The 14,183-nt window shown below is 47.9% G+C and carries 11 protein-coding genes and 1 pseudogene; 10 read left to right on the top strand and 2 right to left on the bottom strand.

Annotation, left to right across the window (positions count from 1 at the left end):
• Positions 1–18: 18 nt before the first annotated feature.
• Positions 19–810, bottom strand: a complete 792-nt coding sequence (locus ABUE20_RS15955) for a helix-turn-helix transcriptional regulator (RefSeq protein ID WP_408621011.1) — start codon at positions 808–810, stop codon at positions 19–21.
• Positions 811–916: 106 nt separating this feature from the next.
• On the opposite strand from ABUE20_RS15955, the gene ABUE20_RS15950 reads away from it, so the two are divergent.
• The 10 genes from ABUE20_RS15950 to ABUE20_RS15905 all read left to right on the top strand — a co-directional run bounded on the left by ABUE20_RS15950 (position 917) and on the right by ABUE20_RS15905 (position 13,598).
• Positions 917–2,380 carry an MFS transporter gene (locus ABUE20_RS15950; protein ID WP_408620948.1) on the top strand — a complete coding sequence of 488 codons (1,464 nt, stop codon included), beginning with the start codon at positions 917–919 and terminating at the stop codon, positions 2,378–2,380.
• Positions 2,381–2,774: 394 nt separating this feature from the next.
• Positions 2,775–2,906 (top strand): hypothetical protein, encoded by a 132-nt coding sequence (locus tag ABUE20_RS15945; protein ID WP_408620947.1) that lies wholly within the window; start codon positions 2,775–2,777, stop codon positions 2,904–2,906.
• Between the two features lie 44 nt (positions 2,907–2,950).
• A complete protein-coding gene (locus ABUE20_RS15940) occupies positions 2,951–3,124 on the top strand; it encodes a hypothetical protein (protein WP_408620946.1) in 174 nt (57 codons plus the stop codon).
• A gap of 37 nt (positions 3,125–3,161) precedes the next feature.
• Positions 3,162–4,757, top strand: a complete 1,596-nt coding sequence (locus ABUE20_RS15935) for an AAA family ATPase (protein WP_408620945.1) — start codon at positions 3,162–3,164, stop codon at positions 4,755–4,757.
• Between the two features lie 15 nt (positions 4,758–4,772).
• Positions 4,773–8,228 carry an AAA domain-containing protein gene (locus ABUE20_RS15930; protein WP_408620944.1) on the top strand — a complete coding sequence of 1,152 codons (3,456 nt, stop codon included), beginning with the start codon at positions 4,773–4,775 and terminating at the stop codon, positions 8,226–8,228.
• Positions 8,225–9,934 (top strand): hypothetical protein, encoded by a 1,710-nt coding sequence (locus ABUE20_RS15925; protein ID WP_408620943.1) that lies wholly within the window; start codon positions 8,225–8,227, stop codon positions 9,932–9,934. The genes ABUE20_RS15930 and ABUE20_RS15925 overlap by 4 nt, the downstream gene beginning before the upstream one ends.
• Entirely contained in the window at positions 9,934–12,285 is a 2,352-nt protein-coding gene (locus ABUE20_RS15920; RefSeq protein WP_408620942.1) for a hypothetical protein, read from the top strand. Before ABUE20_RS15925 ends, ABUE20_RS15920 begins: the two co-directional genes overlap by 1 nt.
• Positions 12,278–12,487 (top strand): DUF2997 domain-containing protein, encoded by a 210-nt coding sequence (locus tag ABUE20_RS15915; protein ID WP_408620941.1) that lies wholly within the window; start codon positions 12,278–12,280, stop codon positions 12,485–12,487. Before ABUE20_RS15920 ends, ABUE20_RS15915 begins: the two co-directional genes overlap by 8 nt.
• Positions 12,487–12,993 carry a hypothetical protein gene (locus ABUE20_RS15910; protein ID WP_408620940.1) on the top strand — a complete coding sequence of 169 codons (507 nt, stop codon included), beginning with the start codon at positions 12,487–12,489 and terminating at the stop codon, positions 12,991–12,993. The genes ABUE20_RS15915 and ABUE20_RS15910 overlap by 1 nt, the downstream gene beginning before the upstream one ends.
• 2 nt (positions 12,994–12,995) lie before the next feature.
• Positions 12,996–13,598, top strand: a complete 603-nt coding sequence (locus tag ABUE20_RS15905; protein ID WP_408620939.1) for a 4Fe-4S single cluster domain-containing protein — start codon at positions 12,996–12,998, stop codon at positions 13,596–13,598.
• On the opposite strand, the pseudogene tnpA reads toward ABUE20_RS15905, so the two are convergent.
• Positions 13,581–14,004: pseudogene (tnpA, locus tag ABUE20_RS15900) on the bottom strand (IS200/IS605 family transposase). The gene ABUE20_RS15905 and the pseudogene tnpA overlap by 18 nt on opposite strands.
• Positions 14,005–14,183 lie beyond the last annotated feature (179 nt).

Raw genomic sequence — 14,183 nt, 5'->3', positions numbered from 1 at the left:
TAATATCTGGGCCTTTATTTAATCTTGTTCACTCTTCGCATAAACCACCAAGCGCAAATGGCGGTCTGCATCAATGATTAAAGAAGTGTGTTCAAACGTGATAGTCTCGCCGTCTACTTTGAGCTCTCGACTACCATTACATGGTGCATGAACATCATGTTCTTTCCAAAACTGATGAAACTCAGGTGACACTTTCTTCAATTCATCTACCAACGCTTTGATATCACAGTCGTGACTTGCATTAGCATAGTCACGACGAAAACTGGACAATATGCGTGGTGCTTCTTCTTCCCAGTGGGGAAAAAGTTCCAGCAGGACTGGATCGGTAAAAAGCATCCATAATAAATTCCGCCTCTCGGAAGGTTGATGCTCGAAACAGAATAGACGGTTCGCGGCATCGTTATAAGCAAGCACATCCCAGCGCAGATTTAATACATAGGCAGGATGCTGAGCGATATCATCCATGAGTCGACGAATCAAAGCAGGTACCACACACCACGTTTTGCCCTGATCGGTCGGTGGGCGTTCATGAGCCAGTAAAAATAGATGTCGGCGCTCGGCGGCATCAAGCTTAAGAACTCTTGATAGGTTCTCTAAGAAGGCTGTTGACACGCCTATATCACGTCCTTGTTCCAACCATGTATACCATGTCAGTCCGACACCGGCTAGAGCTGCGACTTCTTCGCGGCGTAACCCTGGTGTGCGCCGTCTCCCTCCGCTTGGTAAGCCTACCTCATTGGGTGAGAGGCGTTCACGACGAGATCGTAAAAAAGTGGCAAGCTCGTCCCGTGTTCGTTTCATGGTTCGCATTGTAGTTCTCATTGACCGTATCACTATTAGTAATAGCATAAATGGTTAAATTGTAACTGTCTAACAAAGTTATAAAATCAGCTCTTTGTCACTTTGGAGATACAGTATGAGCACACGTTCTCATCTTTTAACCACTAGTCATATTCCCTCTAAATCGGCTCCATGGCGTGGTTTATATGTATTGTTACTGGCAGGGTTCGTTACTATTTTTGATTTATTTGTGGTCAACGTAGCCATTCCTAGTATGCAGGCTGGATTGAATGCCAGTTTTTCTCAGATAGGCTTGATTGTCGCAGGCTATGAGCTGGCGTTTGGAGTACTTCTTATCACCGGAGGACGGTTAGGTGATATGTTCGGTCGCCGCCGGTTGTTCATCATCGGCATGCTGGGGTTTACTTTCAGTTCATTTGTTTGTGCTGTTGCGCCCACGGCTAATATCTTGATCGGGGCGAGAGTGTTACAAGGATTCTCCGCTGCACTGTTGTTTCCGCAAGTTTATGCTTCCATTCGGGTCAACTTTACGGGGGATGACAGCCGACGTGCTTTCGGGCTGTTAGGTATGACGCTTGGTCTTGCAGCGATTGCCGCTCAGGTGTTAGGCGGGTGGATTGTGCATGGCGACTTTTTTGAACTGGGTTGGCGTAGTCTTTTTTTGATTAATCTTCCTGTCGGACTGTTTGCCATTTTTAGCGCCCGTCTGATTCCCGAATCTAGATCTGAAGAACGACCCAGCTTAGATTGGGTTGGGGTGTTTTTGATCAGTGTTGGTTTGTCGCTACTATTGATCCCTCTGATTAATGGGCCTGAAGCCGATTGGCCCTCGTGGACTTTGCTCTCATTGGCCGGGGCTGCAATGATGCTGGTACTCTTTTATCGACAGCAGGAAAACAGCAGACTGGCAGCAAAGTTACCCTTGGTGGATATGCAGCTTTTATCCCAAAAGCGATTTGCTTTAGGAACGGTATTGGTGCTGCTTGTTTATTCTACATCCAGCTCATTTTTCTTAAGTTTTGCATTACTGGTGCAAACGGGTTTAGAAATTGACCCCTTTGTTGCAGGGAGTATCTTTGCACCGTGTAGTGTGGGTTTTGTCGTGGCCTCATTAGTTACACCAAAACTCGTTACAAGATGGGGTGAAAAGGTGATTGTGGTAGGCGCGTCAATCTATGCTGTGTCGATGGGCTTATTGATTTTACAAGTCTATGAGGCTGGTGCCGGACTCAACGCGGTACTGTTGATTCCCGCCTTGTTTATTGTTGGGTTCGGTCAGGGTTCCATCATGACACCTCTACTCAATTTGGTATTAGGTTTTGTTGAAGAAAAACAGGCAGGAATGGCTTCTGGTGTCGTTTCTACCGTCCAACAACTTGGTGCGGCGTTTGGGGTTGCAGTGATAGGTATTTTATTTAATACAGCATTATCAACGAATAATGAGTCTGTAGAGTTGGCAAGTCAGTATTCGTCTGCGTTTGTGGCAGGAATGCTCTATAACTTTGCAGCAGCGGTTATTGTGTGTTTTCTGCTTATCAAATTGGTGAAGGCGAAGCACTTAGGTTGTCTGAGACCGTAATAAGCTAAGGGGAAGAATTAATACACTCTCTAAATATACAGCGATAACTTGGAGACACAAGATGGATAGAATACATCGGCATCGCGATGGTTGAGTGTTGAAGAGAAATAAGTACTTCGTCATGATATAGCATAATCCTCGGCTTAGGTCAAAGCCAAATTAAAGTGTCGACGAGCAGCAAAAAAATTAAAAAATCTGCGTATGGTATAGATAATGGTATCGATAAAGATATCCTTTCTAACTAGTTCTTATTTATAATTATTTGTGGTTATAATTGATATTTGAGTGGGAGTGGCTGGCAACGGCAGGCTCTATGCCGCCTGGTAGATGGAATTCAGGGGGCCCTGCTCAATGTGTTAACCTGAGCCTGTAATAACTTCGCAAGGATGCAAACATGTTGCCGTTGCCGGTTGGCAGGGAAGCCAGCCCGAGTATCGGCGCACCGCTGCATGTGCTCCATTGCCCGGAACGTACCCTCCTTTATCAAATTTCGGCTCGTAGCTTTATTGTGATTGTTGAACAGTAGCTGAGCCAGTGGCTGGCCGGTGAAAATTACTGCATGCTGACAGTATGCTGACGCCATTTCTCAATCATCTGGAGGATATCTCAGTGCTGGATGAACAGGAGCCGATTATTGCAGCGGGATCAGTCTGTGCGATTATTTACAGCGGGTTAGGGCCAGAAGCTCCGCTTGGGTGTTGGCGGAGTCTTGATATTTCTAATGCTTATATACATCTGCCATGAGTTATAGTTACTGGCAATTTAACATGGAGATTAGACAGTGACATTTGGGGATTTGTTCAGTCTAAATACGAAAGCTGCGGCACCGGTTATTCAAATCATCAGTCACGAAACCCTGCGGATTCGCGCCTGTTGCATTCAGGCAGGCACAGACCTGAACCGAGACCTCTACATATGGAACATGCCCCAGGGCTTGAGGAAATACGATTTCGAAGACAATTGCTGGGAGCCGGCAGATGAGGGGGAACAGCCTCAAGAAGTTCTCGAGTGGTTAGTGGATATCAGTGCAGGCGATGAAGAGCCTGACTTCATCCTGCTGCTGGAAGACTTCCATCATTTCCTTAACGAGCACACCCTGATCAGCCGCTTGCGTGCATTTGCGATCGCCGTTGCCAGCCGTGAAATAAATAACGTCACTGTTGTGCTCTCTCAGCCTGCTCCTTTACTGCCTCCAGAATTGGAGAAAGAAGTGCAGGTGATGGAGATGCCATTACCGGATGCCGATGACCTCAAAACCCTGATGCGGCAGGCATGCGATCGTTATGATCTGGACGAGAGGGACTATCAAGAGTCATCCGCTCTGATCGAGTCTGCACTTGGCCTCTCAACGAGCGAAGCCCAACTGGCTTTCTCAAAGGCTGCTTGCCAGTTCAGACGTCTCACCGAATCTGAAATCCCTTTTATCGTTAAAGAAAAAGAGCAGGTGATTCGTAAGAGCGGACATCTGGAATACTTTCATCCGAAAGCCACGCTCGACGATATCGGCGGCCTCGATAACCTCAAATCTTGGCTGAATCGCCGTCGTCAGTCGTTCACCAAAGACGCCCGTGATTTTGGTCTGGAAACCCCCAGAGGTGTGTTGCTGCTCGGTTTGCCGGGCACAGGTAAAAGCCTGGCCGCCAAAGCAGTGGCGAATGCCTGGCAACTGCCTCTGTTGCGTCTGGATATGGGTAAAATCTATGGCGGTATTGTGGGTCAGTCTGAGGCTAATATCCGTTCGGCACTACAAACTGCTGAAGCGCTGGCACCCAGTATTCTCTGGGTGGATGAAATCGAAAAAGGTCTGTCGGGCATGCAAAGTTCTGGTGCCACAGATGGCGGTACGACATCCCGCGTATTAGGTACTTTTCTGACCTGGATGCAGGAAAAAGAGAAACCGGTGTTTGTGGTAGCGACCGCTAACCATATCGCCCAATTACCACCCGAGCTGCTGCGTAAAGGCCGTGTCGATGAAATCTTCTTTGTGGACCTGCCGGTACAGCAGGATCGCCAGGACATTATCTCTATTCATCTGAAGCGCCGTAATCGTCTCGATGATTTTACGCAAGACGAACTGGATGAGCTGGCGCTCGCCAGCAAGGGCTTTACCGGAGCTGAACTGGAAGAAGCCGTCAAGGAGGCCATGTTTCTGGCTTTTGACGAAGGCCACCAGTTAAACAAGGACGATATTCTCAAGGCCATTCAGGCCACCTCTCCACTCTCTTTTACTATGGCGGAAATGATTCAAGATACCCGTGCTTGGGCGAAGGGGCGCGCAGTTCCTGCCAGCTCGGCAGAGCCAGAACTTCTGGATACTTCCAACAGTAAAAAGCCCCGTCTAAAACAGGAAGGCGAAAACCCGTTCGTCAGAAAATAATCAGGATAACTTGTTATGGAAAACCCGTTTTTTACGGCCCTTGAACAACAAGGCTTCAAGGCTGAAGCACTGGCCAGCCAGACAAATAATGTCCTGATGCCGTTTATGCATTACCTGAATAACAGCATCAAGGCACTGGAGAACAAGGAAGTCAGCTGCGAATGGAAACCTGTCGCTAACAAGCGTTATCAGCTCAAGCCGGACAAACGGATCTGGCAGCTGTTGCCGGTGAGCGAAATAGAAGTGGTGGCTGGCAAGCAAGGTTGGTTCGAGATTCTCACCGTCGATGGTGAGTTACCCGATGCCGATTTTGACCCGGATGAAAATGATCCAATTCAGCAGGGTAAGGGCAAAGGGCGGCGAGAGACGGATATTCCAGATGATGGGTATAACGCCTCGGAGCATCAGTTGTATTTACCCGAGCTTGAATTAGATGATGACCAGATTTCATGGAGTGGCTATCGGCTGAAACTGCGCCCCTTGGCTGTTCAGCTTGATCAGCTTGAGTCGGTTTATATCGACGGCCAGCCATGTAAGGTGACGAAGCAAACTGACGCTCGTCTGGTTCTGCAAGGCCATGTGAAAGCCAGCAGCACGCTGTCCGTTGACGGGCAAGACACGCCTTTCACCTTGATCAAGGGGCTGGATGAATCCCAGCTTAAACAATGGCAAGCCAAATCAGAAGGTAATGGTTGGCTACTGTTTGCAGACTCCCCGCCGCAGGTCGACGGGCATAAGCTTGAAGATGTTACCAGTAAGCAGCTGGCTAAGCTGAGTTGCGGTCACTTTCAATGTCAAGATCAATCCCTGCAAAGTGATCACTGGGAACTGCGAGTAGAAGATAGCAAACAAGCGCAAAGCCTAATATTGGAAAGTCGTACTAATCAGGAATTCAATGATTCCGATTCTCTCACTTGCTCCGTATTTCCAGCTCTCGCCTGGCAACTGGAAAAAGCGCGCGTCGAAGAAAAGTGGATACAGCTAACCGAAAATGAAGGTGGCGACGATACAGGCAAGTCTGATCTGGATCACTTCTTTGGCGATAACCAGAACATTAAAATTCTGGACTCTACTCAACGCAAATTTGATGACGGCTTCCGCGTACTCAAGGCCCGTCAGGACGAGCGCCAGATCCTCTTGGCCAGAAATATCAAAGGCAAGAAAAACTGGAGCAGCGACTATCCATCCCAACAAGGGAAGTCCTGCGAGATCCGCGTGAGTGTGGATACCAGTCAGCTCAAACGCCAGAAAGATGCCATCAACCAATTGATGAGCCGGCCTGCACGGGGACATTGGCCGCTGGTTCAGATGTTGCAAAAACGTGGGCAGACGAGTTGGCCAGACGTACCTGTAGTGCAAATCCCCGAGTCCGGCTGGACAGTACTGACAGACCCGAACTTCGATGGTTGTGAGCGTCAGCGTGAGTTTGTTACTAAAGCCCTGGCTAACGAAGATTTCACCATTTTGGATGGCCCGCCAGGGACAGGTAAAACCACCACCATTCTTGAACTGATCATGCAGCTGGTGTTACAGGGCAAGCGTATTCTGTTATCAGCTTCGACCCATGCAGCGATCAACAACGTGCTGGAACGTATCAAGGAAAATCCAGTGCTGTTGGCACAGATCTTTCCCTTGCGTATCGGTGATGAAAATAATGCCATCGGTGTTGAAGAATTTCAGTTTGATCGACTGTTTGATGACTTAAAAAGAACGAATGGATGCGCAAACCTCAGCAAGCAGTTAATAGTGGATTCTTCCAATCTTGTTTGCGGTACTACTATCGGTATTTTAAGACTTTTCAATGACCGTGAGGTGTCGCTGGATACCGGAGAGCCGCTGTTTGATGTGATGATCATTGACGAGTGCAGTAAAACCACCTTCCAAGAATTTTTGGTCCCCGCGCGTTTTGCCAAACGTTGGATGTTAGTGGGCGATGTGCGTCAGCTATCGCCGTTTACCGATCGTGAGCAGATCGTTGCCAACCTCGATAATCTGATGCTGGTTCCACCCAAAGGCAAAACACTGGGTCAGAACCTTTCTGCAGCAGTTCAACAAGCCTGTTTCCTTTTGGAGGAGTTGCGAGGTGATCATCACAATCCCTATTCCCATCCAATGCTAGTGCCTGTTACCCGGGACGTTGCAAGTGCATTGGTTGCAGAAATTCGAACACGTACTTCGCTGCCAAAACTTGCTAAGGGCCTGGATAACCTGTTGGTCGTAATGGCAAACACGGGACGTGATGCAGATAGACACATGGTTGGCTTTAAACAGATTCAGCGGAATCCTGAACAGCTGTATCGCCACAATTTATGTTTTGTCGAAGAAGGCTGTTTGGAAGGTCTTTCTCGATGTGTCCCGGACGATATGTTGATACTGCATCCCGACTGGTGTCGAACCTCCCAAGCAGCGCAGCATAAGGTTTCGGGAACTGACTGTAAGTCCTTTAAGGTAAAAACTACCGGTTACACAGATACCGTGCAGGTTCATACGGAATTGCTTGATCGTATCGATAGCACCAAATGGTCGGAGGAGGTGTGCTGGCGTCTGGAACGCGAGTACTGGTTGCGATTATCGGCCAACCAGAAGCGAAAAACCGGCTATCTAGAGGACACTCTGGAGCGGCTATTTCCTAAATCAGTATCGGTTGATGGCCGTATTCATGTGCTCAAAAATATCGCGTTTCCGTCTATTCTTGAAGCGCTATCAAGGGATGGACTGGTAAAGCGTAAGAACGATGAACCAACCACTTTGAATCAAGGGTTTTATGTCCCTGAAAAGTCCCAGCGTTATACTACTTTGAATTATCAGCACCGCATGCACCCTGATATATCGGCATTCCCTCGGCAGCAATTTTACCCTAAAGGTGTTTTGGCGGATGGTGGTAAAACGGCTTCTGACCGGGCATGGCAATACACAAGGTATAAGTCTCGTAATATCTGGTTAGATGTTCGGGGAACAACTTTGCGGGGCAATAGCAACAAGCAAGAAACGCAGGTTTTGATAACTGAGCTGAAAGCGTTTTGTGATTGGGCAGAAGGCAAAAGTAAAAACAAAAAAGACGAAGCTTTCGACGTTGCAATTTTGACCTTCTACAAAGGTCAGGAAAAAGCCCTGCGGGAAGTACTTCAAAAGCTTCCGGGTAATGCCAATCGCTATGCACGGTTTAATTACAAAGGCATATCGATCAAGTTGGCGACGGTGGATTACTTCCAGGGGCAGGAAGCGGATGTGGTGTTCTTGTCGATGGTGAATACCCATCGTGATGGTTTTATGGACTCACCTAACCGCCTGAATGTCTCCATTACCCGTGCCCGCTATCAGTTGGTGATTGTGGGGCATCATGAATATTTTTCCCAGCGTTCTCGCACGCTGGAGTTAAAAAAACTCGCAAAATCCTGCAGTGTTTCTACTGTGAGTAGCCAAAAACAGACACACTATCATGTAGTTAAGAAAGGGAAGTCTCATCAATGAGTGGCAATCAGAAAAACAGAATGAAGCCGTTAGCGGAACACAATGCGAATACTCCAGCAGATGCTGCGAATCAATCCAGTGGGGATAAGAAGCAGGCTGATGGCAAAAAAGGCTCGCTGGCCTTAACGCTCAGCAGAACCGTTCAGTTGAAACGTTATCCCATCATCGCAAGGGTTACGTTTTTGCGGCAGCGCCCCGATCTGGTGTCCTTGTTAAAGGGTATGCAAAACAATCCGGCCAATATGCCACCTCGATTGAAGCAGTATCTCACGCGGGAAGCGCTGTGGGATGAAGCAGGCATTACAGATAAAGGCCAGCAAGTCGTCGATAGCGGCTTGTTCGAAGCCAAAGAGCGTGGTCTTTACCATATCTGGTACACAGATAATGATCCTTTGCTGGAAACTCGACCAGTCATGATGCAGCGGGATACAGCATTCTTTGAACCCGACCTGAAAAATTCTGACGTGAGAAGCTGGAAAAAAGGGGCGGACGCAGCCCGATCAGAATTTCGGGTAGAGCAGCTTTTAAAGCTGAATGTTCTGGAAGAGTCTTTCGTCGATCGTAGCAAGTCTGAACTGAAGAATATTAGCCTGCAGCTGGCATCGTTCGAACCCGAAGTGATTTGCTCGCCCGATAAATCAGCAGAGATTCAGCTTGAATGGACACTGGATTTTTTAGCATCGAAGCTCAGTCTGACAGGCTTGCTGGATATGTTGCAATTCAATCAGAACAAACCCAGCTCCCGCCCAGAAACTTTGGAACTCTCCATTGATGATTTTGGTGATCGCCTGAACGATGTGATGACTGCTATCGCTGGAGAGTTCTACGGCCACTGGCTACCCGAAGAACGGCGTGTAGATACTCAATTGGAACAGGTTCAGCGTTATCCCTCAGCGGTGCAGAAATTCCAGATTGGAAGTTTTAATCGCTCGGGTCTACAAACCAATATGGGGGAGTTTCAGTCGGTTCAGGCCAAATGCATTCCCATTCAGCCAACGAACCAGGCTGATGCTGAAGAGTGGCAGCGCTGCTGGCTGGAAGACTTCTACAGCAGAAAATACCACTCATCGACAGAGGCGCGTAAGCAGCAGTCAGAATGGCTGGATCATATCGCCTTGAATGGCTTTGAGTTACCACTTAAAGAACAGCAATCCTTGTTGTCTGAGCTTTCACGCGAAAGCCAGCCACAAGCCTACTGGCATATTGCGGCCATGGCAGATCTGACTCCATCCAAAAGCAAAAAATTGCGGATGCCGATCAGTCTGGTAAACGGTGATGTATTGGAGCTCGATGAGCTGATCCAACAGTTGTCAGGCGGCGAATACATTGAACACATCATCTATTCAGATCGTTATGTTCATACCTCACGTCAGATCCGCAACCTGAAGCATGTGGCTGATTGTCTTGCTGATGCTGAAGGTTTGCTGCTGACGCTGGATAAGCAGCACGTAAGAGAAGCAGAACTGCCAGACAACTGGTCACGCGAAATCCTCCAAAAGCAAAATGATAACCACGGTCGCTACTGGATTTTGGTCGGTACTCAGCATACTTGGTGCTGGGAGTGCAGTAGTGGATTGGATTTTATTCGTGAAAATAGTGGGCAATTCACAGTTGATGGCTCACCAACCTTCACTCCGAAAGAAGTGGCTGAGCTGCCTCGATACTTGCAAGACCAGATTAATAACACCGTAGCGGAGGCTCTCTGATGACACGGATCGTACCTCGTCAGGAACAATTTCGAATCGATTACCAGAACGAGCATTTACCGGCTTTGTTCAGCAAACAGGAGTCTGATGCAGACTTCAGTAACTCATTGGATTCGTTTGATCCTGGCAAACTCATTGTTGAATACGTCAGTGGTTCTCGTCTTACTCTGCTGATTGCCTGTGAAAACCTGAAAGACGAATCGCTGATTCAGACCATCAAAGAACAGGCCGAACAAGGCGTTCGTATTTATCTGCTGCTGGGCGACAAAAACGCCAACAAGGCGGCAATTGATACCCTGTCTGGTCGTTGCCTGATCCGTACTGGCGTGAGCCAGCAAGGTGCTATGGTGCTGGTCGATCACACTACCACTCAGGCTCAAGGGCTGCTGTTAATGTCAGGGCAGCCTCTGGTGTCTGCTGATCAATCTGCTTGGGGAATCCAGCTGGAGCCGCAACAGACCGATGACAGTTTTCGTAGCTTCTGCAAACTGTTCTGGGAAAATAGCAACGAGGAATACCTGCAACAGAACCAGCAGCAATCCAGTGTGCAACATCCGGATGGCATGGTTGTTACCAATCACTCCCATCAGCTATGTGGCACCTTGAAAGATTGTCTGGGCGATACGCTGGAACATCTGCAAGCAGCCACTCATTCCGGCTTTAATGCTTCCGGTGATGGCTGGCGTTTGCTGCTGGGTACTCACTCCGGTGAAGTAGCAAAGCAGGCCCGTACCGGCGTAGCCCTGACCGAGAATCTGATTCCATCGTTATTGATATCAAGGGAAGGGAACTGGTTGCTGCCAGACCAAACGGATTTTTCGGCGGCCAATTGGTGTCTGAAATTATCCGCACAACAAAGCCAGAAACTTGAGCAGGCCTACGACCGTGCCTTTGAAGAGGCTGCATGGCAATATAAAAATGCAACTTTGATTCGCGAATGTACTGATCAACAGCTACTTCGTTTCGCCGACCAACCGGGTCTGGAATGTGTGGTTGAGGAGGTTCGTAAAATTGAACTTGAGGATATCAATACTCAGGACATTGACAGCTTCCTGAATGATGAAGCCGAACAGCTTGCATCCGGAGTGACTGGTTGGCAACGTAGCCGACTAGCTCACTTTATTGACTATGATGTGGTGGTGCACCCGCCCTACGGCCCTGACTCTGCGAAGCCGGATGCCTTGTATCAGGCTTGGCGGGACACAGAACAGGATTGGCTGCAACGCCTTGAAGTGCTCACTAGTGCCCAGTCCAAAATCGACCAACAGCAAGCAAGTATCGCTGATAAGTTAAGAGGTTTTATCAAAGGGTTCTTACTCGGGCAGGGACAATTGGTGAAACCCCTAAATCTGGAAATAGACACCCTTAAGAATTGGTCTGTCACCAAGGCTACACCGGCAGAGCGAGTGCAACATCGCCAGCGATTAGAGTCCTTGCATGATAAAATTTACAAGCGTGGTACCGATACCGAGCAGGAGATGAACCAGGCCGAGCAAAATCTGCGTTGGGAGCACCGACGAGACGAATTTAAGGCTGATCAGTTGAAGACGAGCGAGTTATTGAAGCAGACGTCATTGGTCCTTGATCAGCTGCAAAACAACAAGGCAGGGGCCATCTCTCAGGTTGAGCAAAAATTCAGGAATAGCTGGGTAGAGGCTGCCGAAAAACTGACGGATCAACAGTTAAGTGATACCGAAATCAACGGCATCCAGTCTGAGCAGTTTCTTACAGAAATCTTGCCTGAGATTCCGCAGGCGGCCCCCAAAGATGCTAATGAGCCAGAAAAGCAGGCTCGACAGGAAGCGATTCGACAAGCGAAATCCAGGCGTGAAGAATTAATACAACAGGCTCGTCAGGCTTGTATAAAAGCCAGGCGAGAGGCTCTGCGGTCGATGGATGTGGGTCAGGCTAACAACTGGAAAACATCCACCAAGGGGAAGGTCTGGAAAAAGCATTACAGCGCTTTTGAACGCTGCCTCGCAGACCACGAACAAGGGCTGAAGAAAATCGAACGTGATATTCAAGAGGCTCAAAAAGCACTGGATAACAGCAGATCTGACAAGGAACGAGCAGAAAAGGCACTGAATGAACATGGTTCATCGTTTGTGTATCAGCCGAAACAAGCATCCGATGCCTTTGCCAAACAGCTCGGTCTGAAAGGTAATATAGCTGCTGAAAACAAATTCCAGTGGCCATCAGAAGAACTGCCTGCCAATGGTACGGAGTTACGTAAGTATCAGCAGAATCGATATCTGGTGGTATTTGATACCGATCAGATCGAGCAAGCCAGTCGAGATGCAGAACGCCTGAGAGCTCAACTTGTGTGTGACAAGGAGTCAGCCAATGCCTGAACAGAAAATCACCCTGACGATTGATGAAGAAGGTGCTATTACCGCCAAGACCAGTGGCTTTAAAGGGGAAAGCTGTCTGGAGGCGCTGGACGAGTTGCTGAATCTGGAAGGTGTCGTCAGCAACGTCAAGAAGACCGATGAATATCATCAACAGCAAACCCAACAGACTAATCGAGTGCTGTCACTCAAGGGGAAATCTTGATGAGTGCCGTAATTAAAACAACTACGCCATTTGTGATTGAAGAAGTGCTGATGGAGGCTCTGACAGCGGTTGGGGCTGAACCACAAAGAGTCACTTCAAGTGATGTTGATCTTGTTCAGCGCAATCGACTTCATATTGGGGATATTCTAACGAATCGCAGCGATTATAACGGCCGCCAGCTATTTCGGTTTGAGCGAGATCGTTGGGTAATGATGCATGATTCAGATGAGTACGCAGGTCGTACCGTCGATCGCTTTTCAGAAAAGGGTTATATCAAGGTTTCCAGATTTCTGACTGATGTGAGTGGTGCTTACGAATCTGCTTATGAAAAGCATCTGGAAAAACTGGTCGAGCAGGAACGAATTCGTCTCGAAGAAGAACGTAAAGCCCGTGTTGAAGCAACGCGCCAGCAGGCTATTGCCAAGGCTAAAGCCCAAGGGTACTCCATTAAGGAAACTACCAACAGTAAAGGCCAGATCCAACTGGTCCTGACTCGGATGGTGTAGCCGTGGCCAAAGATTACGGCGAATACTTCAATGTTGCTCATATTGAACCAGAAAGCCATATATATGGCCCTGGTAAACGTTACGTTATTTGGCTCCAGGGGTGTTCGTTAGCTTGTGAAGGATGCTGGAATCAGCAGATGTGGTCATTTAAGCCTAAACAATTGATACATCGGGAGCAATTATTGGATGAAATTCTTCAATACAGGGATATTGATGGCATAACCCTACTTGGAGGTGAGCCTCTACAACAGGCACCAAACACACGTTGGTTATTAAGGTCCGTCAGGCGCTACTCGGGCTACTCGACGGTTTTATATACCGGTTTTACGTATAGTGAGCTAGTAAAACGCAAGGATTGGGCGTTGCTCAGAGAACATTGTGACTTGATGATAACAGGTCGCTACTCTTCTTCTTTAAGGAATACGAATCTTCGTTGGAGGGGCTCGTCAAATCAGGAATTAATTTACTTGGCGGGGGGCAGAATTCCTCTGGAGCCGCCAGAAGACGCTAACGAGGTCGAAGTCATTATTGATGAAAATGCTGCTATCAGAGTTCTTGGTTACCCGGACAGCAGCTTTTTCGGGACTTTAATAGATTCCGAGTGACTTGGATTTGTCCAGCCAGACTTCCAGCCCCTGGGTGTTGCGGTCGGCATCATTTACACCAACCGTATCGACAAAGTACCCTCGTGACCAAAAATGATTTCCCCATAATTTCTTTCTTATTATGCGAAAATTTGTTAAACAACCGAATTGCTGAATGCCCTTTCAATCCCCCCATCAATGTGGAGATAGACACTTTGGGCGGTACTATCACAACTAGATGAACATGATCTGGCTGAACATTTAGCTCCAAGACCTCACAATCTTTCATATTGCACAAAATGTAGATAGAGCGATAAAGCTCTTTGCCTATATTACCTTTCAAGATCTTAAACCTATACTTCGGCGTCCATACGATATGGTATTTACAACGCCAATATACATGTGATGAACTTCTATAGTCGCCCATGTTCTTTGTTTCCTCTTACTTGTGGTGATTAAGAGGATTACTTCTAACATGGGCGCTCCTTCGGGAAATAGCCCCAAGGTTCAATCACCACCGCCAAAGGCGGCTGTCTCTTGATCACAAGTCCTGTTCAAGAGACAAAGCGAGTTCATAGCCTTCAAGGATGGCTTGTAGTTTGAGCC

Source organism: Celerinatantimonas marina (assembly GCF_046054165.1).
Lineage (GTDB): Bacteria > Pseudomonadota > Gammaproteobacteria > Enterobacterales > Celerinatantimonadaceae > Celerinatantimonas.
This window is presented reverse-complemented; position numbering and strand designations above follow the sequence as displayed.